The organism is Tritonibacter multivorans, assembly GCF_001458415.1.
In the GTDB taxonomy this organism is placed as follows: domain Bacteria; phylum Pseudomonadota; class Alphaproteobacteria; order Rhodobacterales; family Rhodobacteraceae; genus Epibacterium; species Epibacterium multivorans.
Genome location: NZ_CYSD01000033.1, coordinates 1 through 23161 on the forward strand (window position 1 = coordinate 1; position 23161 = coordinate 23161).

Genomic DNA, 23161 nt, shown 5'->3' on the forward strand with positions numbered 1-23161 from the left:
CGTGCTTTCGGCACAGGTCTGCGCACTTCGCGCCTGCCTCATGCTCCGCCAGGATGCCAATAATCTGCTCGTCCGTGAATCTCGTTCGCTTCATTGTCCGTCCTCAGGTTGGGCCGGACTCTAATCGCAGGTGGAGGAAAAATCCCGTGGCAGGTCAGAAGGCGACCGGGCTTTTCCAGCCCAATGCTGAGTGTCGGCGGCGCGGATTGTAGAAGCCGTTGATGTACTTGAAGATGGCTACCTCGGCTTCTCTGCGCGTCTGCCATGACCGTCTCCAAATCAGCTCAGCTTTGATCGTTTTCAAGAACGTCTCAACGGCCGAGTTGTCATAGCAATTACCCTTGCCGCTCATCGATACGTGGAACCCGTGCTGGCGCAGGATCTTCTGATAGTCATGTGAACAGTATTGCGACCCGCGATCCGTGTGATGGATGCAGCCCTGAGGCGGTTGCCGTAATGCGATGGCCATCTTCAAAGCCCGGATCGCGAGATCACGCTTCATTCGGTTGCTCACCGCCCAACCAATGACACGCCGGGAGTGCAGATCAAGGATCACAGCAAGATAAAGCCATCCCTCACGCGTCCACACGTAGCTGATATCGCCCGCCCATTTCTGATTGGGCGCACTCGCATGGAAGTCCCGGTTCAGCAGATTAGGGGCAATGTTGAACGCATGGTTGCTGTCAGTGGTCACCTTGTATTTCTTGGAGCGTTCGACACGGATACCATTCTCGCGCATCAATCGACCGACGCGGCCCCTCTCGGCAGAATGCTTTGCATTCGCCTGCCGGGCAATGGATGGCCGATATTCAAACCGAGCTCTTTCAACTCCTCCGTCATTCTTAGCCTGCCATAGCTGCCCAAGCTGAGGCGAGATTGTTCCTTGATGTGTGCCAGAACACCCATGTCGGTTCGCTGCCGTTGGCTGGCCGGGCGGCTGCGATAGGAACGTAAGCCTCGCTCGCTGACATCCAGTACCTGGCAAAGCCGGTTGGTCGGGTAATCGCAGCCATGCTCTTCGATGAACCGAAACCTCATGGCTTTTGGCTCGCGAAGAAGGCTGTGGCCTTTTTTAGAATATCCCTCTCCTCCTTAAGAATGCGGTTCTCGCGTCGAAGCCGTTCATTCTCACGAGCAAGATCCAGATCTTTGTCGGACACCACATCGGTGTCCCGATGCGCGGTGACCCATTTGTTCAATGTCGATAAGCCAACACCCAAATCTGAGGCCACTTGTTTGCGTGTCAGCCCACTCGTGAGCGCGATCCGCACCGCGTCAGCCCGGAACTCATCCGTCCGTTTCAATCCCATAGTTCGTCTCCTTTGTTGCAATAAATGCTATCAAAGGAGCGGCATCAAACCGTGACAGGTCCATTTGTCATCTTTTCTAAGACCGCCACTGTAACACCTCGCTGGTACAGGCTTGTTCAGAACGCCCTTGTTTTAAAGGGTTTTCTGCGAAATCAACATGTTATGGAGATTTGGTGGAGCCTAGGGGAGTCGAACCCCTGACCTCTTGCATGCCATGCAAGCGCTCTCCCAACTGAGCTAAGGCCCCTTCCAGGTCCGCGTGGCTGTAAAGCCTTGCGGTGTGAGGAGCGATTTAAGGCAGGGGCGCGCGGGCTGCAAGCGGAAAATGCAGGAAGCTGCGTTTTTTTACCTGGTGCTCTGCCACTTGGGCCGGAAGGGGGCAGCGCGCTGTGGAGGGGCGAAAAATGGCAAACAGCCACGCAAGTGAGGTTGCACACGGCAGGCTGGGTCAAAGGAGATCCGGCGGGGCGTTTGAGCAGGGTAAGTTCCAGCAGGGGGCGTTCCAGCAAAAGAAAAGGGGGCCAGCGCAAGGCGGCCCCCTCATTCCGGTCGGAACCCGGTCCGGATCGCTCCGGAAACGCGGGCACGACGATTAGGACTCGTCGTCCTCGGATGCCACATCGGCAATCTCGTCCAGCGAGACATTGTCCTCGTCGTCATCGTCATCCAGGACATCATCGCCCAGATCCATGTCAACGGCATCATCATCATCGTCCAGAACCACGTCTTCGCCGTCGAGGTTCTGTTTGGCTTTCAGGTTCGCTGCATCTTCGGCATCTGCCTCGATCATGCGAGTCTTGGTGGTGTCAACTTCGACGATCTCGCCCGTGTAGGGGCTAACGATCGGATCTTTGTTCAGGTCATAAAAGCGTTTGCCGGTGGTCGGGCAGACGCGTTTCATACCCCATTCTTCCTTGGGCATGGTGGTCCCCTTGAATATAGCTTTGTATAGCGTGAGTCGTATCGACGATTCAGGTGCCTTGCCATATGAAGAAACCACTGTCAAAGCCTTATGCGCAAGGGGCTGCCCATGTCTGACTATCACTTGCCCGGAGAGCCACCGGTGCCGCTGATTCTGCGGCGCTCTGCCCGGGCGCGGCGAATTTCGCTGCGGATTTCCTCGCTCGACGGTCGGGTGACCCTGACATTGCCCGGTCGCGTGCCGGAAGCCGAAGCCCTGGCCTTTGCCGAAGAGAAGGCGGACTGGATCCGGTCGCATCTTGCCAATCACGCGGGGCTTGCGCCGGTGCGGATTGGGGGGGGCGTGCCGATCGAGGGGCAGGAGGTTGAAATCCTGCCTGGACAAGGCCGTGCCGTGCGCCGGGAAGAGGGGCGGGTGTGGGTGCCGCCAAACGGCGCGCCCAAACGGCTGGAGCGGTATTTGCGCGAACTGGCGCGCGATCGGCTGGTTGCAGCGTCGGATTTTTATGCTGAACGGTTGGGGCGCTCGTACAGTCGGATCTCGCTGCGGGACACGCGGTCGCGCTGGGGCTCCTGTTCGGCGCAGGGGGCGCTGATGTATTCGTGGCGGCTGATCCTGGCCCCGCCTGCGGTGCTGCGCTATGTGGCCGCGCATGAGGTCGCGCATCTGGCCGAAATGAACCACTCGCAGGCGTTCTGGGATCAGGTTACACGGATCCACGGCCCCTATGAGGACGCCCGTCGCTGGTTGCGTACAGAAGGAAATGCACTGCATCGCTATCGGTTTGACGTGGCGGACGACGCTTAGGGCGCGATTGCCCTGCGGGGGATTGATCTTTTGGCAATTTGTGATCACATGTCAGCCTATGGAAAAGATTGCCTCCCTGCCGCGGGCTCACGCCGAAACTTCTGCGTCTGCTCATGAACGTGTCTATCGAACGCTTCGCACGCGGATCATGCATGGAGAGCTGGCGCCGGGAGAGGCGCTGACCCTGCGCGGGATCGGTAAGGAATTTGGGGTTTCCATGACGCCTGCGCGCGAGGCCGTGCGCAGGCTGGTTGCGGAAGGGGCATTGTTTCTGTCCAGTTCGGGCCGCGTGTCCACGCCAGAGCTGACCAATGAGCGCATCGAAGAGCTGGCGGCCCTGCGGGCCCTGATCGAGGTCGAGCTGGCCTCTCGAGCGCTGCCACGGGCGCATATGGCGCTGATTGACCGGCTTCAGACCATCAACGGTGTCGTAGCGGAGATGATCTCCAAACGGGATGCCGTCGGATATATCCGCACCAATCTGGAATTTCACCGCACGCTGTATCTGCGGGCGCAGGCACCCGCGATGCTGGCCATGGCAGAAACGGTCTGGCTGCAGCTGGGGCCGACCATGCGGTCGCTCTATGGGCGTCTGGGCCGCACAGAGCCGCCGCATAATCACAAGCTGATCATTGCGGCGCTCAAGGCCGGGGACGAGCCGGGGCTGCGCCTTGCGCTGCGTTCAGATGTGACCCAGGGGCTGCGCCTGCTTGCGACCTAAAGCAGGGGCCCCTAATTCCGCAGATTAAGCGCTTCTTCTGAAACGGTCAGAATCGGTTGCAGCCAGCCGCTGTCTTCCATGCGTTTGCTGAACACCTTTGCGCCTTCCACGGTGTAGTGCCCGTAATCGGGAAAGTACTTTTCAAGCTGCCCGTTGGATGTAAAGCAACGCTGTTCAGCGCGCGAGCAGACGAAATCCATGCGGTCCAGGACCAGCACCTGCGGGTAGAGTGTCTGGATCCGTGCGATTTCGGCATTGGCCGCTGTCACCCGCTGGTCCTGTTTGCCGCTTTCGAACAGCGCGTAGTGGTCGCGGTCCGAACGTTCCGAAATCTCGGGGCCATTGGTGAGACCCTCGCTCATGGCTTCGTGTAGCAGTTTGTCGAAATGGGTCCATTTGCCGCCAAGATAGATTGGGAACTCAAAGACGTTCTTTAGCAAAATCACCGTTTTTCCATCAGACAGGATCTGTTCGACCAAGGGCTGGAGATTGTTGATGTCATTGCCACCCACAATTTTGTAGCGACTGGCGATCATCACCACTTCGGCCATCTGGTAGTTTGTATTGGCAAACAGACGGTGGTCCTTGGTGAGGTTGGAAATCTGCGCATTGAAGCGCCCGACTTGCAAATGGTGCGCGGCCGTGGGGCTGAGGTGGAGGAGGTTGAACACATCCTTGGAGTGGGAATTGCCAACCAGCAACAGGCGCAGTCTGCTGTCCTGTTCGTCAAACCATTTGCGGTCGTTGTTGCCCTTGCTGCAGTCGCCGACGCATTCCAGCCCCTTTGCATAAGACCGCAGCATGGCCCAGGATTGTTCTTGCAGGCGCTTGTTGTTGTTTTCAAAGCGCAGAAGATTGGCTTCTTTGTCGAGCAGATTGTAGCGCCCATTCCCATAGGGCAGGGCGGCATTGAAATTCACAAACAACCCAACCGCAAGAAAGGCCGCCAGCCCGCCACTGCTGAGGACAAACACACGGTTCTGAGACGCCGTGCTGTGGCGCAGGGGTGTTTCAATGAACTTCCATGACGCCCAGGCCAACAAAAGGGTCAGGGCGATCAGTGCGACCATCACCTGCCACGGGGGTTCGTGCAGGGCGTTGTGGCGCGCGAAGGAAAACAGCGGCTGATGCCAGAGATAGGCACTGTAGGAAATCAGACCAATACCGACCATGGCCCGCAGGCTCAGCAGCTTTTGGACAAATGTGCCGGGGCGGGCGAATAGGATGATCAGTGCCGTCCCAACAGTGGGCAGCAAGGTTGTGAGACCGGGGGTTGGCGTAAATTTGGAGAAGGTAAAAACCGAGTAGCCAATCATGCCAAGCCCCAACGCGCTGAGCGTGTTCTGAGCAAGCACAGGCAGGGCCAACACGTTTCCACGCAGATACAGCGCACAAAAGCTGCCGATGAGCAGCTCCCAAGCGCGGGTGGGCAGCAGGTAGAACGCACCCGAGGTGTCGCGCGGCAACAGCCAGAGCGCGCCGATCAGGCTGAGGGTGAACAAGACCCCCAAACTAAACACCACAAAACGTTGCCCTTTCGGAAACAGCAGCATCAGAAGGGGCGGGAAGAAAATGTAGAACTGCTCTTCGACGGCGAGGCTCCAGGTGTGGAGCAGAGGTTTCAGTTCGGCCGCGGTATCGAAGTAATCACTCTCGAGCCAGAAATAGATATTGGAGGAGAATGTGGCTGTGGCAACGATGCTGCGGGCAAAGTCTTTGAAGTCATGTTTCAAGAGAAACATCCACGCCATCACCAGCGACACAAGGCAAACCACAAACAGCGCAGGCAGAATACGCCGCGCGCGCCTCTCGTAGAACTTGAGGATCGAAAACTTTCCTTGCGCCAGCTCGTCTACAATGATCGTGGTGATCAGATAGCCACTGATAACAAAGAAAACATCCACGCCGACGAAGCCGCCGCCGAAGGCCGTAAAACCAGCATGGAAAAGAATCACGGGAAGTACAGCGACGGACCGCAGCCCATCGATTTCGGAACGATACTTCACAGAAAAAACCTCAACTCACTAAACAAACTCACAAAATCTGCACGATCGCAGGCGGTCCGCCGTCAGCCCAAAAACACAAGCCGACGCGCATCACAAACACAGCGTAACACAAAGTTGCGATTGAAACACCCAAGCGGCGCTTCTTGCGGCGGGCGGCGCACAAAAAAGGGAGGCAAAACTGCCTCCCCTTTGCATTCGCTTGGCGACTTGTGCCGCTTAGGCCGCCAGACCTTTGGAGCCAAGGTCGAGGAAACGCTGGCGGCGGTCCTTGATCAGGGCTTCGGCGTCTTTGCCTTTCATTTCGCTCAGCATCTCGGTGATGGCCGCGCGTACAACGCTGTAGGTTGCGGGGATGTCGCGGTGTGCGCCGCCCATCGGCTCGGGGATCACGCGGTCGGCGACGCCCAGCTGTTCCAGATCCTGCGCGGTCAGGCGCAGCGCTTCGGCCGCTTCGCGCATTTTCTCGGCGTCTTTCCACAGGATCGAGGCACAGCCCTCGGGAGAGATCACCGAATAGACGGAATGTTCCAGCATCGCCACACGGTTGGCGGTGGCAAAGGCCACAGCGCCACCAGAGCCACCTTCGCCGATGATCACGGAAATCAGCGGTACACCGATCTTCAGGCACATTTCAGTCGAACGGGCGATGGCCTCGGACTGGCCGCGCTCTTCTGCGCCTTTGCCCGGATAGGCACCGGCGGTGTCGACCAGGGTGATGACCGGCAGGCCAAAGCGGCCGGCCATTTCCATCAGGCGGATCGCCTTGCGGTAGCCTTCGGGGCGGGCCATGCCAAAGTTGTGGTCGATGCGCGATTTGGTGTCATGGCCTTTCTCGTGGCCAATCACCATCACGGGCTGGTCGCCAAAGCGGGCCAGACCGCCCATCACCGCGAGGTCATCGGCAAAGTTCCGGTCACCGGCCAGCGGCGTGTATTCGGTGAACAGTTCTTTGATGTAGTCGCGGCAATGTGGACGGTTGGGGTGACGCGCCACTTGGCATTTCCGCCAGGGCGTCAGGTCTTTGTAGAGATCCTGAAGAAGCTGAGCCGCCTTGGCGTCCAGCGCGCTGGCCTCGGCTTCGACATCCATTTCTTCGTTGGACCGGGCGAGGGCGCGCAGCTCTTCTGCTTTGCCTTCGATTTCGGCCAGGGGTTTCTCGAAATCCAGATACTGGGTCATGCTGTCCCTACTCGTCGCGTTTAACCGCTATATGACCTTAGGTCGCATCAGATGCAACAGTTGGCCGACCAGAGGCAGTTTTGCGCAGGTCTTCAGTTCCGCAAGATCTGGTAAGCGAGGGCATGTCAGAACGGTTTCAGGAACCGAAAGAGGGGAACATGGCACAGAGTTACGAGGCCCGGATGCTGCGGGTGATTGATCACATTCACCACGCGCCGGTGGACCAGTTGTCATTGGATGATCTGGCGGATGTCGCGGCGATGTCGCGGTTTCACTTTCACCGGGTGTTTGTCGCCCTGCGCGGCGAAACCGCAGCGCAGGCTGTGCGGCGGATCCGCCTGTTTCAGGCTGCGGCGCAACTGGTGCAGAGCGACAGCAGCATTGAGGCAATTTCGGCCCGGTCTGGCTATGCCAATGTGCCCGCCTTTGCCCGCGCCTTTCGGGCGCAATACGGGCTGCCCCCCGGTCGGTTTCGCGAACAGGGGCTTCTTCGCCCCATGCCTGCGACCCTGAAAAAAGGAGAGACCAAAATGTTTAACGTTGAAATCAAAGACCTGCCCAACCGCCGACTGGCGAGCCTGCCGCATAAAGGCGATTATAATTCCATCGGCCACGCGTTTGAACGCATTGCCATGATCTGCAGCACCCGCGGGCTCTGGCCGCAGGTCCAAGGGATGCTGGGCATCTACTACGATGACCCGGACGCGGTGGCGGCCGAGGACCTGCGCTCTGCGGCTGCGGTGATTGTCCAGCCCGACACGCCCGTCGAAGATCCGCTGACAGAAAGCGCGGTTCAGGGCGGCCGGTCCGCTGTGCTGACGTTCAAGGGCCCCTACGCCGGTCTGCGCGAGGCCTATCTGTATCTTTATGGCGATTGGTTGGCGCAGTCCGGCGCAGAGCCGCGGGACGAGCCCCCCTATGAGGTGTATCTGAATGACCCGTCTGACACCGCGCCCGAGGATCTGCTGACGGAGATCTGTGTGCCGCTGAAGTGACGCTTTACTTTAGCAAAATGGCGGCCAGAAGCGAGGCAACAAGCAGGGCCGCCATGGACCAGTTGAACAGGCGCAGCCGGGTGGGATTGGTCAGAAACTTGCGAATCTGCAAGCCAAGCACCGTCCATGTGGTGGTGGAGAGGCATCCCATCATCACATAGGTCCCACAGACCCAGAGGATCGCGCCAAGGCTGCGGTCGGTGGCATAAAGCGTGATCGCCCCCAGCGCCATCGCCCAGGCCTTTGGGTTGACCCATTGGAATGCGGTTGCCTGTAGAAACGTCAGAGGCGCGCCGCCGGTTTGGCCTTCGCCCGGTGCCGCGGCATTGGCCAGCTTCCACGCCAGCCACAGCATATAGGCCACGCTGGCCACAGTCATCACCACCGCCAGCTGCGGGATCAGATCAAACAGCTGCATCACGCCCAAGCCCACTGGCAGGATCATCAGCGGAAAGCCCAGGCCCACGCCCAGCATATGCGGGATCGTGCGGCGGAAGCCGAAGTTCGCACCAGAGGCCATGAGCATCAGATTGTTCGGGCCCGGTGAGATCACCGTGCCAAAGGCAAAGCCTGCAAGGGCGAGGAAAAGTTCGTAGGTCATGGCGGGATTTTTCCCCCAAAAGCGCCAAATGAAATTGTGTTTTTCACGGGTTTTGGTCTATTTTCACAACTTATGGCGAAGATGGATCAAATAAACCAACAGATATTGCAGGAACTGTCCCGCGATGGGCGGATCTCGAACCTTGAGCTGGCAGAGCGCGTGGGGCTGTCGCCTTCGGCCTGTCTGCGCCGGGTTCAGGAGCTGGAAAAATCGGGGGTGATCACCGGCTACCGCGCGGTGCTGGACCGGCAGGCTATGGGCGCGGGGTTTGTGGCCTATATCGGTGTTGGGCTTGGGGACCACAGCAAAGAAGCGCAAGAGGCGTTCGAGCGCGCCATGGCGGCGGCGCCCGAAGTGGTGGAATGCCACAATATTACCGGCACCATTGAATATCTGCTGCGCGTCGAAAGCGCTGATCTGCCCAGCTACAAACAGTTCCACACCAATGTTCTGGGCACCTCGCCGCATGTGACGGCGATCACCACCTATGTGGTGATGGGCTCGCCCAAGGATCAGCGCGCCTGAGGGACAATTTGGCAGTTACTGGGCGGCGGTGCGGGCAATGGTTGCAAAAATCTGGTCCAGCTCTTTGCAGATCACGTCCAGCTCCGGTCCGGCTTCGGCCAAATAGGGGGCAAAGACCGTCGATGGCAGCTTATAACTCAGATCGGCAGAGCCATCGGCGTTTTCGGTGACATAGAACCGGATCGGGGCTTCGATCATTGCAGGCGTCGACAGGTCGAGCACGCGCACGGCATAGACATTGTTGAACACGCCAATGACCCGGTTGCCGGGGATGCGGACACCGCGCCCACGGGCGACCTCGGTTGGGCCGGCCTCGGTCACGATGCCAAATTTATTGGCCTTCACTGCCGCCTTCAGATCGCCGATCAGCTGGGCGTAGGATTTGCTGGTTTTCCGATAAGACCAGCCGGGGCGCGAAGACATTTCGTCCACCTGGACCGACCCGTTTTCGGCAAAAACCGGGGGCGCAATGGCGGGCGAAAGGAAGAAAAGTGCAAGCGGTAGGGCAGTCAGCAGTCGCATGGGAACCTCCGTCATGAGCTTTTGCGATCATTTTACCGGAGGTTGAGGGCGCAGGGGTGCAAATTATTGTGATCACACCCCTGCTTTATTGGTAATTTGCCTATGGTTTAACCGTTCTGGGCAATCAGTTCGGCTTGGGCGACGATCACTTCGGCCTGTTTGATCGAAGCAATGTCGACCAGACGGCCTTTGTAGACGGTGGCGCCTTCGCCGTTTGCCTTGGCTTGTTCCATTGCCGCAAGAATCTCGCGTGCCTCGGTGACGGCGTCTTCAGAAGGGGTGAAGACCTCATTGGCCAGCGCGATCTGTTTCGGGTGGATCGCCCATTTGCCGACCATGCCCAGCGTGGCAGAGCGTTTCGCCTGCGCGATATAGCCGTCGTCATCAGAGAAGTCGCCAAAGGGCCCATCGACGGGCAGGATACCGTGGGTGCGGCAGGCGGCGACAATGGCGGCCTGCGCCCAGTGCCAGGGGTCGGACCAGTGTTTCGCGCCCTCGCGCAGCATATAGTAATTTTCCTGCGTGCCGCCGATGCCGGTGGTCTGCATCCCCATGGAGGCGGCGAAATCCGCAGCCCCCAGCGACATCGCCTGCAAGCGCGGGCTGCTGGCAGCAATGGCTTCCACATGGGCGATGCCCGCGGCCGATTCGATAATGACCTCGAAGGACACCGGTTTGGTGCGGCCCTTCGCGGCCTCGATCGCGGTGACCAGCGCGTCGACCGCATAGACGTCTTCGGCGCAGCCCACTTTGGGGATCATGATCTGGTCAATCCGGTCGCCAGCTTGCTCCAGCAGATCCACTACATCGCGGTACCAATAGGGGGTATCCAGCCCGTTGATGCGCACGGACATATATTTGTTGCCCCAATCCACAGTGTTCAGGGCCTCGATCACATTGGCGCGGGCGGTGTCCTTGTCGGAGGGGGCAACCGAATCCTCTAGGTCGAGGTTGATCACATCCGCAGCCGAGGCCGCCATCTTCGGGAACAGTTTGGTGTTGGAGCCCGGGCCAAACAGCTGGCAGCGGTTGGGGCGTGCAGGGGCGGCGGGCTGGATCCGAAAGCTCATGTGTCTTGTTCTCCGGGTTCATAAATTGCGTCAATCTTGCCCGAATGGTTATTTCCTTGCGTGCCGCTTCGCAAGGATCTTTTTGCAGTTGCAGCAAATGCACCGCAGCGTCGTTTCGGAGATTCGCATGCTGCGCTGCGTCATTACTTGCTTAAAACTTAATCGATGCGGGAGGAAATTCGATGAATTGTTCAAAATGGGGATGAAATCCCGAAAATTTCGCAATCGAGCTGGAGTTTGAGATCATCTTGCACCGCGTCACCTCCAAAGTCGTTGGGAAACTGCATCTTTTAGATAAAGACGAAAGGGCCAGGCCATGATCGAAACTCCTTACCTGCTGTTCTTGGGCGACGTGCCCGATATGCTGGCTGCCAAAGTGGCCATCGGCATCCGCGACTGGCGTCCGGAAAACGCCGTGGGGCAGATCTCTCTGCCGGGCTGCGGCGCGGATCTGGGCCTGACCGAAATGACCCTGGCCGAGGCACAGGAAGCAGGCGCCAAAACCCTGGTCATTGGTGTGGCCAACCGTGGCGGCATGATTTCCCAAGCGTGGAAAGAGCTGCTGGTTCAGGCGCTGGAGATGGGCTTTGACATTGCTTCTGGCCTGCACAACCTGCTGCGCGATGAAAACGATCTGGTGGCGGCTGCACAGACCCACGGTTGCACCCTGCATGATGTGCGCATCCCGACCGTGGCCTATCCGATTGCCAACGGCAAACCCCGCACCGGGAAACGCTGCCTTGCGGTCGGCACCGACTGTTCGGTGGGCAAGATGTACACCGCGATGGCAATGGATGCGGAAATGCAGAAGCGTGGGATGAAATCCACCTTCCGCGCCACCGGCCAGACCGGCATCCTGATCACCGGTGGCGGCGTGCCGCTGGATGCGGTGATTGCCGACTTTATGGCCGGCTCCATCGAATATCTGACCCCGGACAATGATCCGGATCACTGGGACCTGATCGAAGGTCAGGGGTCGCTGTTCCATGTGTCCTATTCTGGTGTGACCATGGCGCTGGTTCATGGCGGCGCGCCGGATGCGCTGATCCTGTGCCACGAGCCGACCCGCACCCATATGCGCGGCCTGCCGGACTATTCCGTGCCGTCGCTGCAGGAGCTTGCGGACACCGCGCTGCCGCTGGCGCTGCGCGCGAACCCGGCCTGTAAGATTGTTGGTATCTCGGTCAACACCCAGCACCTGAGCGAAGAGGAGGCGGTTGCCTACCTCGCCAAGGTTGAAGAAGACATGGGCCTGCCGGCCGTGGATCCCTACCGCCACAGCGCCGCGCGCCTGGTCGATGCGCTGGACGCAATCTGAGGTTTAACTTCGCCGGATGGCGCCTGTGGCGCGCTGCGGGAGCCTCCGGCGGGGATATTTTTAAAAAGATGAAGTCAGGGCGCTGATCTTTGGGCCGACCGTCAGGGTTGGGCCGGGGTCTTGTGCTTTGGCGGGCCTGCCGTCAGGGTTGGGCGTGAATAAACGAGCGGAGGGCTCTTTCATGAAGCTGAGCGTGCAAGGTGATGTCTTTAAACTGGCGCAGGTCTTCACCATTTCCCGCGGCTCGCGCACCGAAGCCAAAGTGCTGACGGTCAAGGTGGCGCAGGATGGGCATGTGGGCTGGGGCGAATGCGTGCCTTACGCGCGTTACAATGAAACGCTCGAGAGTGTGACGGCGGAAATCGAAGGTCTGCCCGAAAGCTTCACCCGCGCTGAACTGCAGGATCTGCTGCCTGCGGGTGCGGCGCGCAATGCCGTGGATTGTGCGCTCTGGGATTTGGAGGCGAAACAGGCGGGCAAACGCGCCTGGGATCTGGCCGGGCTGCCTGCGCCGGGGCCAGAAATCACCGCCTATACGCTGTCGCTGGACACGCCGGAAAACATGCAGGCGCAGGCCGCAAAGAATGCCTTCCGCCCGCTGTTGAAGATCAAGCTTGGCACCCCCGACGATATGCCCCGGCTGGAGGCTGTACGCGCCGGTGCGCCAGAGTCGAAAATCATTGTTGACGCCAATGAGGGATGGTCCGCTGAGGTCTATGCCGATCTGGCCCCGCATCTGGTGCGACTGGGCGTGGCGCTGGTTGAACAGCCGCTGCCCGCTGGCGATGATGATGCGTTGATCGGGATGGAGCGCCCGGTGCCGGTCTGCGCCGACGAGAGTTGCCATGACCGCGCCAGCCTAGCGGATCTCAAAGGCAAATATGACGTCATCAACATCAAACTGGACAAAACCGGTGGCCTGACTGAGGCCCTGAAGCTGCGCGATGCAGCGCTGGCCGAGGGCTTCGAGGTGATGGTGGGCTGTATGGTCGGATCGTCACTGGCGATGGCCCCTGCGACACTGGTGGCGCAGGGTGCGGTTGTGACAGACCTTGACGGGCCGCTGCTTCTGGCCGAAGACCGGGACCAACCGTTGACTTTTGACGCCGCAGGGGTGCACCCGCCCGTTGCCGCGCTGTGGGGCTGAGGAGAAGAACATGACCCGTACCGTTTACGTGAATGGCGAATACCTGCCAGAGACAGAGGCCAAGGTCTCGATCTTTGATCGTGGGTTTTTGTTTGCGGATGCTGTCTACGAGGTGACCTCGGTGCTGGATGGCAAGCTGATCGATTTTGAAGGCCACGCCGTGCGTCTGGAGCGTTCGCTGAACGAGCTGGAGATGAAATCCCCCTGCACCAAAGACGAACTGCTGGAGATCCACCGCAAGCTGGTTGAGCTGAACGGCATCGAAGAAGGTCTGGTTTACCTGCAGGTGTCCCGTGGGTCGGATGGCGACCGTGATTTTGTCTTCCCCGGCGAAGACACCGAACCGTCGCTGGTGCTGTTCACCCAGAACAAGCCCGGTCTGGCCAACAGCCCGGCGGCGCAAAAAGGCGCCAAGGTCATCTCGATCGAGGATATCCGCTGGGGGCGTCGTGACATCAAAACCGTGCAGCTGCTGTATCCGTCCATGGGCAAGATGATGGCCAAGAAAGCGGGGTGTGATGATGCCTGGATGATCCAGGATGGCTATGTGACCGAGGGCACCTCGAACAACGCCTATTACGTCAAGGATGGCAAGATCATCACCCGCCCGCTGTCCAATGACATCCTGCATGGCATCACCCGCAAGGCGGTTCTGCGTCTGGCGGAAGAAGCACAGATGCAGATCGAAGAACGCCTGTTCACCATTGATGAGGCCAAAGAGGCTGATGAGGCCTTCACCACCTCGGCCTCGGCCTTTGTGATGCCGGTTGTGGAAATCGATGGCGCAACTTTGGGCGATGGCACACCGGGGCCGATCGCCAAGCGTCTGCGCGAGATTTATCTGGAAGAGAGCCGCAACAGCGCGATCTGATCGCCGTGGGGCCCAGACAGTCAAAAGGCCGCCCTTGGGGCGGCCTTTCTTTATGTTCTCGTGAGTGAGCTTTTGCGCCGTTTGGCGAAGCGGGATGTAAAATGCACCTCCCGTGTGTCGGCGGCCGACGGAGCGTTTCGCAGGCTCTCTCGGGCTTCCATTAAGGCCTGACGTGCCTCGCGAAAGTTATTGTCACGAGCGCATTCTATGGCGTAATCCACCAATTTACTAAGCGCCCGGCGTTCCCGGTCTGAGCCCATGTCGTCCTCCCCTGCCACCTGCGTTTGAAGGTCACGCCGATCCCCCTTCCGGGCTTTCGGAATTCGGGTCTGATTTGCTATGCTGTTCGTATGTGCAGCGTTCGCCATTCGTGCCCTCCTAAACGTTGTGTTAATTTTGCGGACAGCTCGGTTCTTAAGCAATCGACGGAGAGAATTAACCTATGAACAAGATCGATATTTCAAACATTTCCGGGCAGAGCATGCGTGTGTTCCTGGCGGTTTATGACGAAATATCAGTAAGTAAGGCGGCTTTACGTTTGGGGCAGAGCCAGTCTTCGGTCAGCCATACATTAGAGAAACTGCGTGGAATAATGGGGGCAGAGTTATTCCAAAAATCCGGCAGAGGGATCGTGCCGACCGCTTTGGCGACACGGGTGGCTCCGGTCCTGCGCCAGATTGTGGCGGATCTGGAAAGTTTGGGGGAAAGCGACGATTATGATCCGGCCGAGGACAAGTCGCCAGTCATCATTGCCCTGAACGGCAGCGCCATGGCGGTGATGTCGTCACGGTTGCGCGAAACCCTGTGGGAGACGGTGCCGTTTCGGGAAATCTGCCTGCGCGAACTGGGGTCGCGCGATAATCTGGAGGATTGTCTGCAACGTCAGGAGGCGGATCTGGCCATTGTGCCACGCCTCAATACCTATCCGCAGACACTGCAGCATTCCGCGCTCTATAAGGATCGGTCGGTGATTTACTACGACCCAAGCCAACGTGGGCCGGTGACCACCATCGAGGACTATGGCAGCGCCCGCCATGCGGTGCTGGATTTTGGTGGCCGCACCAAAAGCAATGTTGAACAGCAACTGGCGCAATGGGCGATCAACCGCGAAGTTTGCCTGCGGGTGCAAAATGTCTGGCTGATGGCTGAAGCCCTGACAGGGTCGGATATGATCACCACATTGCCCGAAACCCTTAGCCGTGGGCCGCTGTCGCACCTGGAGACCTGCGAGCCGCCCTTTGTGAAGGCGCCTTTCACCTTCGATCTGACCTGGCATATCCGCCAGGAGAATTCGGCCCGCAATCTGTGGCTGCGCCGCATGGTGCAGCGCAGCGTCGAAGGGCTATTGGCCGCCGCTTCAAAGTGATCAGGGTTTGTCCGAGACGTTTTCTTTGAAAGCGGTCTCAAACGCGGCCTGCTGTTTGGGGCTGGCGTCGGTCTGATAGTTGGCCTTCCACTCTGCCATGGTCATCCCATAGAACAGCTCGCGGGCCTCATCCTTGCCCATCTCGATGCCTTTTTCATTGGCCGCTTCTTGATACCAGCGGCTCAGGCAGTTGCGGCAGAACCCGGCGAGGTTCATCATATCGATGTTCTGCACATCGGTGCGGTCCTGCATCAGGTGCTGTTGCAGACGGCGGAAGGCGGCGGCTTCGAGTTCGATGCGGGTTTGGTCGTCCATGGGATCCTCTTGTCGGCTCGTGGCTGTGTTGGTTTTCTGTGATGTAGGGCTGGGCCCGAGTTTTGTCAGCCCTCGGCTGTCTCGGTGGCCGCAAGTGCCTGCGGGAGCAGATCTGCGAGATGATGGGCCCATTGGACTTGTTGCGCGGCTGTGGTGATCAAGTCATTGCGCAGCTCCACCAGCGTGTTGGGGCGCCCCTGTTTGGTGCCATGGCGGTCGATGGCATCGCCGGGCAGGTAGCCTGTGTAGGGTTCATTGTCGCCCACGGTCAGGTCGCCCGGCGCGGCCAGCATATCAATCAGGGCAGGGGACAGGCGTTCGCCATCGGGATACAGAATGCCGATCTCCCAGGGACGGGGCGGGCGACCGCGCAGTTGCGGGGTGAAGGAATGGATGGCCACGATAATGGTGTCGTCGCGCCGCGCCGCCAGCTCTGCCACTGTATCGTGATAGGGGCGGTGGCAGCGGTTCAGGCGCATGTCCAGCTCTGCCTCGTCGGCGTGGCGGTTTGCCGGAATGATGGTGCCGTCGTATAGTTTCATCAGCAGCGTCGGGTCATCTTCGCCGCGATTGGGGTCAATCACCAGCCGCGAAAAGTTCGAGGCCACAACCGGCGCGCCCAACGCATCCCCCAGCGCCCGCGCCACGCCATAGGCGCCGGGATCATAGGCAATGTGGCGTTCCATGTCCTCGGCTGGAAGGCCAAGGTCACCGCCATTGACAAAGGGCGGGATGTAATTGGTGGCGTGATCGCAGGTAATAAGCCAGCGACTGTCCAATTCGGTTCCGTGTGTGAAAAAAGCTGTGTATGTCATTGCCGTGTCATCAATCATTGATCGACCTATAGGGGAGTTGCGGCGAATTTGGAATTGCGCCATAAGACCCCCGAAGAAATGTTTGCGTTAACATCCGTCATGTAGGATACCAGACGCGACCTAGCCGCACAGCCATTATTCTGATCCGTTCCGGAGGAAATCGAGCCCATGAAACGCACCCGTAGTGTCAAAATCGTCGCCACACTTGGCCCGGCCTCCGAAACATACGAGACCATTCGCGCCCTGCACGAAGCGGGCGCTGACGTGTTCCGCCTGAACATGTCGCATGGCTCTCATGAAGAGATCGCAAAAAAGCACGAGATCATCCGCAAGGTCGAAGAAGACCTCGACAGCCCGATCGGCATTCTGGCCGACCTTCAGGGCCCGAAGCTGCGCGTTGGTGTGTTCGCCAATGGGTCCGAGGAGCTGGTTGAAGGCGCGAAGTTCCGCCTTGATCTGGACAAAACCGAAGGCGACCTGAACCGCGTTTGCCTGCCGCACCCGGAAATCTTCCAGGCGCTGGAGCCGGGCGCATCGCTGCTGGTCAACGACGGCAAAATCCGCCTCAAGGTCGAAGATTGTTCTTCGGAGCACGCAAACTGCATTGTCACCACCGGTGGCACCATTTCCAACCGCAAGGGTGTGAACGTGCCCGACGTGATGCTGCCGCTGGCGGCGCTGTCGGAAAAAGACCGCGCGGATCTGGAATTTGTCTGCTCCCTCGGGGTGGACTGGCTGGCGCTGTCCTTTGTGCAGCGTGCCAAAGACGTGTTTGAAGCCCGCCAGCTGGCAGATGGCCGCGCTGCGGTTCTGTCCAAGATCGAAAAGCCGCAGGCGGTTGAGAACTTTGACGAGATCCTTGATGCCTCTGATGGCATTATGGTTGCCCGTGGGGATCTGGGTGTGGAACTGCCGGTGGCCGCTGTGCCGCCGATCCAGAAGCGCCTGATCCGCAAGTCCCGTGCAGCGGCGAAGCCGGTGATCGTGGCCACCCAGATGCTGGAGAGCATGATTGAGAGCCCGATGCCGACCCGCGCCGAAGTGTCGGACGTGGCAACCGCGATCTATGAGGGCACTGATGCGATCATGCTGTCTGCGGAATCTGCGGCCGGTCAGTACCCGATCGAAGCGGTCAACACGATGAACCGTGTGGCCATCGAAGTCGAAGGCGACCCGACCTACCGCGATGTGATTGTGGCGTCCCGTCAGGCGATGGGCGACAGCCTGGCCGACGGTATTGTGGCTGCAGCCCGCGAAATCGCGGAAAAGACCGACATCAAGGCCATCTGCTGCTTTACCCAGTCCGGCACCACCGCGCTCTTGACCTCGCGCGAGCGTCCGTTTGTGCCGATCCTGGCGCTGACCCCGCTGCGCGACACTGCACGCCGTCTGGCGCTGAGCTGGGGCTGCTACTGTGTTGAAACCGCCAAAGTGGACCGGTTCAAAGGCGCGGTTGTCTCGGCGGCGCGTGCAGCCCGTTCCGGTGGCTTTGCCTCGGAAACCGATCAGGTCGTTGTCACGGCAGGTGTGCCGTTCAACGTGCCGGGCACGACCAACATCCTGCGCATTGCGCCTTGTGATGAGCGTTTGATTTACAACACCGACCCGGAATAAGGTCGTTCCAACAACGACTCTTAGGGGCAGTCCTTGATCGAAAGTGACTATCTATTGGTGGCGGGGTTTGTTCTGGCTTGGCTGGGGCTCCCCGCACTTGTTGCGGCCTATGCCAACCGGCACAGGCCGCATTTTGCTGTGGTCTTGATGCTTGCGGGCGCGGGCTGTATTGCCTATGCCGCCCACAGCCGCGAAGGTGGCTATGATATGGCAGAGCTGCCGGTGGTATTTTTCCGGGTCTTGGGCCAGCTTTTCTAGACGAATCTCTTGCACATTTTGCTGTCCTTCGGTAAAGGGCTGCTCTGTTCGCGCGTCCGGCCGAAGTGGCATGCCGTGTCGCGTGCAATTGCGATCCTCAATAATCGCTGCAGCGAACACCAAAAAAAGGAGACCGAAATGCCCAAAATGAAGACAAAGTCGAGCGCCAAGAAGCGCTTCAAGGTGACTGCGACCGGTAAGGTCAAAGCTGCTCAGGCCGGCAAACAGCACGGTATGATCAAACGCACCAAGAAATTCATCCGCGACGCCCGCGGCACCACCACCCTGTCCGCACCGGACGCAAAGATCGTTAAGGGCTACATGCCCTACGCCCGCTAAGAGGAGATCTGAGATATGTCCCGCGTTAAAGGTGGTACCACAACTCACGCCCGTCACAAGAAGGTCATCAAGGCAGCCAAAGGTTACTACGGCCGCCGCAAGAACACCTTCAAAGTTGCCCGTCAGGCCGTCGACAAGGCGAACCAATATGCAACTCGCGACCGTAAGAACCGCAAGCGCAATTTCCGCGCACTGTGGATCCAGCGTATCAACGCTGCTGTGCGCGCACACGACGAAGCCCTGACCTACTCTCGCTTCATCAACGGCCTGAACCTGGCCGGTATCGAAGTGGACCGTAAGGTTCTGGCCGACCTGGCCGTGCACGAGCCCGAAGCATTCGGCGCGATCGTCCGTCAGGCACAGGACGCGCTGGCTGCCTAAGCCTCCGCTGACTGCGAAAAAAGAAAACCCGTCGAGCAATCGGCGGGTTTTTTTGTTGGTTAAAGGCGCATGGGTGCGAACGGTGCCGGGGGCATTGCGGTGGTCGAAAGGGCACGGAGGTCGCTCATGGTTAATTTTTCGTAAACAATTCCCTAAAATTGCCCCAATTGAGTCCTTTGCTACGACCTGAGCAAATCAGGTGAGCACAATGGCCCGCATAAGCGAACTGCACTATTCCAATGCCTACGCAAACTCCTCTGGCGTGTCAGAGTTCTTGGAGGTTGCATTGCGTCCACGCGACGATGCGGCGGATTTTGTGGTGTCGTTTTACAATCAGGACGGCTCGGTTGGTCTTGAGGTTCCGCTGACCCATCCAGACGTCATTGTCACGCCCGATCTCGACAATGATGAAATGGTCTATGTGATCTCGGCCGATCATTTCAACATGTTCCTGACCGACCCCGATGGCAGCGGTTCCAACAACTACGAAGCGTTTGCGCTGACCAATACCGAAACCGGTGAGGTGATCGATTTCTACGATATCGGCGGTGGCACCCAGGAAATCACGGCGCTGGATGGGGCGGCGGCGGGGGAAACCTCGGTCAATCTGCCGGTACTGACCGGCCCGCAAAGCACCACCACCACCCTGCAGTTCAACCAGCCCAATCCTGATGATCTGGTGCATGCGGCCGTGAACGCCGGTGATTCCGGTCTGGCCTGTTTTGTGGCGGGCACGCTGATGGATACGCCTGATGGCCCCCGCCGGGTCGAGGATCTGCGCCCCGGCGATCTGGTCCTGACCGAAGATGCGGGCGCACAGCCGATCATCTGGGCCGGGCAGCGCACCGTCGCAGGGCAGGGGAAGTTCGCCCCGATCACGATCTCCAAGGGCACCTTGGGGGCAGAACGGGACCTGCAGGTCTCTCCGCAGCACCGGCTATTGATCGCGGGCTGGATGGCAGAGCTGTACTTTGGCGAAGACGAGGTGCTTGCTCCGGCCAAGGCGCTGGTCAATGGCGACACGATCTATCGCGCGCCTTGCGACGCGGTCACCTATGTCCATGTGATGTTTGAACAGCACCAGCTGGTCACAACGGCGGGGCTGATTTCGGAAAGCTTCCTGCCGGGCCCGCAGGGGCTGAACGGCTGGCCCTGCGAGATGAGCGAAGAGCTGTTCGCGCTGTTCCCGGAGCTGCGCTATTCGCCGGATGCCTGTGGCATGGCGGCGCGGCGCATCTGTCGTGCATCAGAAGCGGCGGTTCTCGATATTTACTGAACGGCTTACTGCCGCAGGTCTGGCGTCTGATTCCCGGCTGTCTTGTCGCGGCGGCTGCCCCGCGCCAGCAGGCTGATGCCAAACATCGCGCCAATCGGGATCAGCGACCAGGGGCCGGACTGGCTCATCAGGTTGATGCACAGCAGGAAAATCGACAATACCCAGATTTGGATCGGCACGGATTTGAAGGTCTTGCGCCCCACCATCTCGGTGCCATGGCGCAGCCCATAGAGCATCCCAAACACAAGAACCGGCCAGGCGGGCCAGAAGCTGCCACCGCTGCCAATGTTCATGATCACCGCAACGCCAACGCCGCCCGCAACCCAGGGCAGGCGTTTGTCCATGACCCGTGCCGGTAGATCCGCTGCGGTCTGGGCCGAGGCAGAGGCGGAGTCAAAATCATCCTCCCAGACCTGTGACACCTTGCTGCGCGGACGCGGCACATCGACCTTTGGGCGCAGGCTGTCCATCCGCGCAGTGGCTTCCGCGCCATAAGTGATGCGAAAGACTTCAATTTCTTCGGGCAGGTTCTTGGCGCGGCGTTCACCGAGGTAGTCAAAGCCGATGTTGAACTTGTTCTTCACCTGATCATAGACCTGCCGCGAAATCAGAATGCCGCCGGGGTCTGCCATGGCCTGCAGCCGCGCAGCAAGGTTCACGCCTTCGCCGATCAGATCCGCGCCATCGCAGATCACATCGCCCAGATGCACGCCAATGCGGAAGCGCAGGCTGTTTTCAGCCTCGCCCAGTTCCTGCTGCACGTCCAGCGCGCAGCGCACGGCTTCGACCACTGAAGGGAAATCCGCAATCAGCCCGTCACCTGCGGTATTGGCCACCCGGCCGCCGCGCTGTTCGATCAGTTTGAAAAACACCTTCTGCGCGGCCTTGAGGGCGGCATAGGTGCCATCCTCATCCGCCTCCATCGCCGCCGAGAAACGTTCGGCGTCAGCGGCCAGAATGGTTGTCAGCTTGCGGGTAACGGCGGCATTCATGAAATCTGCTCCAGCGGCAGGAGGGCATATGGTTTGATGCCAATGTGGGCAGCGCTGGCGCGTCTTGCAAGTTCCCTTTTGCGCGAAATCGGGGATTTGCGGCAACCTGCGGGTCTTTGGTCGCAACGAAGGCCCGCCCGTCCCCTTGCTTTCGCGCGGTTCTGTGGTAGCAGGGCAGGAAAGCGAAACTTGAGGGGCCGTCATGGACGATCTTAAGGCAAAATACCTGGCGCAGATCGCCGACGCACAGGATGAAAACGCGCTGGAGGCCGTGCGCCTCGCGGCTGTGGGTAAAAAAGGCGAAGTGGCGCTGAAAATGCGCGAGCTGGGCAAGATGACACCCGAGGAACGCCAGGTGGCGGGCCCGGCGCTGAATGCCCTGAAGGACGAGATCAACACCGCGCTGGTCGCCAAGAAGGCCGCTCTGGCGGATGCCGCGCTGGACGAACGTCTGCGGTCGGAATGGCTGGATGTCACCCTGCCCACGCGTCCGCGTCGGGCGGGCACCCTGCACCCGATCGCGCAGGCCAGCGAAGAGCTGACCGCGATTTTCGCACAGCTGGGCTTTTCCGTGCAGGAAGGCCCGCGCGTGGACACCGACTGGTATAACTTTGACGCGCTGAACATCCCCGGCCACCACCCCGCGCGGGCCGAGATGGACACCTTCTACATGCACCGTGCGACAGGCGACGACCGTCCGCCGCATGTGCTGCGCACGCATACCAGCCCCGTTCAGATCCGCTCGATGGAGAAACTGGGCGCGCCGCTGCGTATTATCTGTCCCGGCGGCGTCTACCGCGCCGACTACGACCAGACTCACACGCCGATGTTCCACCAGGTCGAGGGCCTCGCGCTCGACAAGGACATCTCCATGGCGAACCTGAAATGGGTGCTGGAAGAGTTCGTGAAATCCTTCTTCGAGGTCGACAATGTGGAACTGCGCTTCCGCGCGTCGCACTTCCCCTTCACCGAACCCTCCGCCGAGGTCGACATTCGCTGCTCGTGGAAAGACGGCACGCTGAAGATCGGCGAGGGCGACGACTGGATGGAGATCCTCGGCTCTGGCATGGTGCACCCCAAGGTCATCGCCGCTGGTGGCATCGACCCGGAGGTCTATCAGGGCTTTGCCTTTGGCATCGGCATCGACCGTCTGGCGATGCTGAAATACGGCATCCCCGACCTGCGCGCCTTCTTCGAGTCGGACCTGCGCTGGCTGCGTCACTACGGCTTCCAATGCCTCGACGTGCCGACGCTGCATGGTGGTCTGAGCCGTTAATATGTATCTCTTCGGCTTCTACCTTGCACGCTACGTGGATTGGTGTGAGGCCGTTTCAAAAGCTGCGCCGCGCTGGAAAATCTTTCTGGCAGGCGCAGCTTTTTTTGTTTTTGCGATAGGGTTGATGTTCTTTGCCCCAGCCGTGATTGGCGGCCCTGTCCTTGTTTGTGGCGGCGTGCCTGTCAGCGTTTTTTTCGGCATTGATCAACGCATTCAGAGACAGCGCGTGTTGCGGCAACAAGAAACTCAAGCACAACTGAGGAAGACGAGGAAACTCCTCAAGGGGTTTCGAAAGTAATCGTCAGGCGGCTTGCGGCTTTGCGTACGTCGGCCCATCCATTGTTTTGCCTTCGGCGCTGGCGCGTTGTCGTTTCTGTTCAGTTATTCCCCGGTCGATAGACCGGGCAGCGCCCGACCCTCCCCCCGGGAGGGCGCTTTCGCACCCACCCAGGGTCGGGCGCTGCCCTCCGTTTTCGTCAGCATTTGTCGCGTCTTGACGGTTTCCCCTAGGGCGGCTTAGGGCATCCTTCGGCAA

General features: G+C 59.6%; 25 protein-coding genes, 1 tRNA gene and 1 pseudogene. 15 read left to right on the forward strand and 12 right to left on the reverse strand.

Going from position 1 to position 23161, the window contains the following annotated elements:
- The 4 genes and pseudogenes from TRM7557_RS10100 to TRM7557_RS10125 all read right to left on the reverse strand — a co-directional run.
- Nucleotides 1-94, reverse strand: a 94-nt coding sequence (locus TRM7557_RS10100; protein ID WP_131727550.1) for a transposase, incomplete at its 3' end; no start/stop codon positions are given.
- A gap of 60 nt (nucleotides 95-154) precedes the next feature.
- Nucleotides 155-1310 (reverse strand): annotated as a pseudogene (locus tag TRM7557_RS10105) (IS3 family transposase).
- A 171-nt stretch (nucleotides 1311-1481) separates the two neighbouring features.
- A tRNA-Ala gene (locus tag TRM7557_RS10115) sits at nucleotides 1482-1557 on the reverse strand.
- A 345-nt stretch (nucleotides 1558-1902) separates the two neighbouring features.
- Nucleotides 1903-2232, reverse strand: a complete 330-nt coding sequence (locus TRM7557_RS10125; protein ID WP_058290108.1) for a TIGR02300 family protein — start codon at nucleotides 2230-2232, stop codon at nucleotides 1903-1905.
- 108 nt (nucleotides 2233-2340) lie between these two features.
- On the opposite strand from TRM7557_RS10125, the gene TRM7557_RS10130 reads away from it, so the two are divergent.
- Entirely contained in the window at nucleotides 2341-3039 is a 699-nt protein-coding gene (locus TRM7557_RS10130; protein WP_058290230.1) for a M48 family metallopeptidase, read from the forward strand.
- 58 nt (nucleotides 3040-3097) lie between these two features.
- A complete protein-coding gene (locus TRM7557_RS10135; protein ID WP_058290231.1) occupies nucleotides 3098-3760 on the forward strand; it encodes a GntR family transcriptional regulator in 663 nt (220 codons plus the stop codon).
- Between the two features lie 11 nt (nucleotides 3761-3771).
- Here the strand turns inward: TRM7557_RS10135 and TRM7557_RS19615 are convergent, their stop codons facing one another.
- Nucleotides 3772-5766 (reverse strand): acyltransferase family protein, encoded by a 1995-nt coding sequence (locus TRM7557_RS19615; protein ID WP_074942043.1) that lies wholly within the window; start codon nucleotides 5764-5766, stop codon nucleotides 3772-3774.
- Between the two features lie 216 nt (nucleotides 5767-5982).
- On the reverse strand, nucleotides 5983-6945 hold the full coding sequence (locus tag TRM7557_RS10145) for an acetyl-CoA carboxylase carboxyltransferase subunit alpha (RefSeq protein WP_058290109.1): 963 nt from the start codon (nucleotides 6943-6945) through the stop codon (nucleotides 5983-5985).
- 158 nt (nucleotides 6946-7103) lie between these two features.
- On the opposite strand from TRM7557_RS10145, the gene TRM7557_RS10150 reads away from it, so the two are divergent.
- Nucleotides 7104-7940: an AraC family transcriptional regulator gene (locus tag TRM7557_RS10150; protein WP_058290232.1), complete on the forward strand. Its 837-nt coding sequence runs from the start codon at nucleotides 7104-7106 to the stop codon at nucleotides 7938-7940.
- 4 nt (nucleotides 7941-7944) lie between these two features.
- Here the strand turns inward: TRM7557_RS10150 and TRM7557_RS10155 are convergent, their stop codons facing one another.
- Nucleotides 7945-8541, reverse strand: coding sequence for a LysE family translocator (locus TRM7557_RS10155; RefSeq protein ID WP_058290110.1), 597 nt, complete (start codon nucleotides 8539-8541; stop codon nucleotides 7945-7947).
- A gap of 72 nt (nucleotides 8542-8613) precedes the next feature.
- Between TRM7557_RS10155 and TRM7557_RS10160 the strand changes: the two genes are divergently transcribed.
- Nucleotides 8614-9066 carry an Lrp/AsnC family transcriptional regulator gene (locus TRM7557_RS10160; RefSeq protein ID WP_058290233.1) on the forward strand — a complete coding sequence of 151 codons (453 nt, stop codon included), beginning with the start codon at nucleotides 8614-8616 and terminating at the stop codon, nucleotides 9064-9066.
- A 15-nt stretch (nucleotides 9067-9081) separates the two neighbouring features.
- On the opposite strand, the gene TRM7557_RS10165 is transcribed toward TRM7557_RS10160, so the two are convergent.
- A complete protein-coding gene (locus TRM7557_RS10165) occupies nucleotides 9082-9588 on the reverse strand; it encodes a DUF302 domain-containing protein (protein WP_074942050.1) in 507 nt (168 codons plus the stop codon).
- A 107-nt stretch (nucleotides 9589-9695) separates the two neighbouring features.
- Nucleotides 9696-10658: an L-malyl-CoA/beta-methylmalyl-CoA lyase gene (locus tag TRM7557_RS10170; RefSeq protein WP_058290111.1), complete on the reverse strand. Its 963-nt coding sequence runs from the start codon at nucleotides 10656-10658 to the stop codon at nucleotides 9696-9698.
- Between the two features lie 316 nt (nucleotides 10659-10974).
- Between TRM7557_RS10170 and dgcN the strand changes: the two genes are divergently transcribed.
- The 4 genes from dgcN to TRM7557_RS10195 all read left to right on the forward strand — a co-directional run bounded on the left by dgcN (nucleotide 10975) and on the right by TRM7557_RS10195 (nucleotide 15360).
- On the forward strand, nucleotides 10975-11976 hold the full coding sequence (gene dgcN, locus TRM7557_RS10175; protein ID WP_058290112.1) for an N-acetyltransferase DgcN: 1002 nt from the start codon (nucleotides 10975-10977) through the stop codon (nucleotides 11974-11976).
- Between the two features lie 181 nt (nucleotides 11977-12157).
- Nucleotides 12158-13123, forward strand: a complete 966-nt coding sequence (gene dgcA / locus TRM7557_RS10180) for an N-acetyl-D-Glu racemase DgcA (RefSeq protein WP_058290113.1) — start codon at nucleotides 12158-12160, stop codon at nucleotides 13121-13123.
- Between the two features lie 10 nt (nucleotides 13124-13133).
- Entirely contained in the window at nucleotides 13134-13994 is an 861-nt protein-coding gene (locus tag TRM7557_RS10185; protein WP_058290114.1) for a D-amino-acid transaminase, read from the forward strand.
- A 442-nt stretch (nucleotides 13995-14436) separates the two neighbouring features.
- Nucleotides 14437-15360, forward strand: a complete 924-nt coding sequence (locus TRM7557_RS10195) for a LysR family transcriptional regulator (RefSeq protein WP_074942041.1) — start codon at nucleotides 14437-14439, stop codon at nucleotides 15358-15360.
- On the opposite strand, the gene TRM7557_RS10200 is transcribed toward TRM7557_RS10195, so the two are convergent.
- Complete coding sequence (locus TRM7557_RS10200; RefSeq protein WP_058290117.1) at nucleotides 15361-15675, reverse strand: DUF1244 domain-containing protein; 315 nt, start codon at nucleotides 15673-15675, stop codon at nucleotides 15361-15363. It abuts the gene before it with no gap.
- Between the two features lie 65 nt (nucleotides 15676-15740).
- Nucleotides 15741-16490: an N-formylglutamate amidohydrolase gene (locus tag TRM7557_RS10205; RefSeq protein ID WP_058290235.1), complete on the reverse strand. Its 750-nt coding sequence runs from the start codon at nucleotides 16488-16490 to the stop codon at nucleotides 15741-15743.
- A gap of 168 nt (nucleotides 16491-16658) precedes the next feature.
- On the opposite strand from TRM7557_RS10205, the gene pyk reads away from it, so the two are divergent.
- The 5 genes from pyk (at nucleotide 16659) to TRM7557_RS10230 (ending at nucleotide 20358) form a co-directional block, all read left to right on the forward strand.
- Nucleotides 16659-18104, forward strand: a complete 1446-nt coding sequence (gene pyk / locus TRM7557_RS10210; RefSeq protein WP_058290118.1) for a pyruvate kinase — start codon at nucleotides 16659-16661, stop codon at nucleotides 18102-18104.
- Between the two features lie 33 nt (nucleotides 18105-18137).
- Nucleotides 18138-18362: a hypothetical protein gene (locus TRM7557_RS10215; RefSeq protein ID WP_235811455.1), complete on the forward strand. Its 225-nt coding sequence runs from the start codon at nucleotides 18138-18140 to the stop codon at nucleotides 18360-18362.
- Between the two features lie 138 nt (nucleotides 18363-18500).
- Nucleotides 18501-18701 (forward strand): 50S ribosomal protein L35, encoded by a 201-nt coding sequence (gene rpmI / locus TRM7557_RS10220; RefSeq protein ID WP_058290119.1) that lies wholly within the window; start codon nucleotides 18501-18503, stop codon nucleotides 18699-18701.
- A gap of 15 nt (nucleotides 18702-18716) precedes the next feature.
- Complete coding sequence (rplT, locus tag TRM7557_RS10225) at nucleotides 18717-19082, forward strand: 50S ribosomal protein L20 (protein WP_058290120.1); 366 nt, start codon at nucleotides 18717-18719, stop codon at nucleotides 19080-19082.
- Nucleotides 19083-19290: 208 nt separating this feature from the next.
- A complete protein-coding gene (locus tag TRM7557_RS10230; RefSeq protein WP_058290121.1) occupies nucleotides 19291-20358 on the forward strand; it encodes a Hint domain-containing protein in 1068 nt (355 codons plus the stop codon).
- A gap of 5 nt (nucleotides 20359-20363) precedes the next feature.
- Here the strand turns inward: TRM7557_RS10230 and TRM7557_RS10235 are convergent, their stop codons facing one another.
- Complete coding sequence (locus TRM7557_RS10235) at nucleotides 20364-21350, reverse strand: adenylate/guanylate cyclase domain-containing protein (protein WP_058290122.1); 987 nt, start codon at nucleotides 21348-21350, stop codon at nucleotides 20364-20366.
- 202 nt (nucleotides 21351-21552) lie between these two features.
- Between TRM7557_RS10235 and pheS the strand changes: the two genes are divergently transcribed.
- A complete protein-coding gene (gene pheS / locus TRM7557_RS10240) occupies nucleotides 21553-22626 on the forward strand; it encodes a phenylalanine--tRNA ligase subunit alpha (protein ID WP_058290123.1) in 1074 nt (357 codons plus the stop codon).
- Nucleotide 22627: 1 nt separating this feature from the next.
- Nucleotides 22628-22924, forward strand: coding sequence for a hypothetical protein (locus tag TRM7557_RS19875; RefSeq protein WP_131727551.1), 297 nt, complete (start codon nucleotides 22628-22630; stop codon nucleotides 22922-22924).
- Nucleotides 22925-23161: the final 237 nt, after the last annotated feature.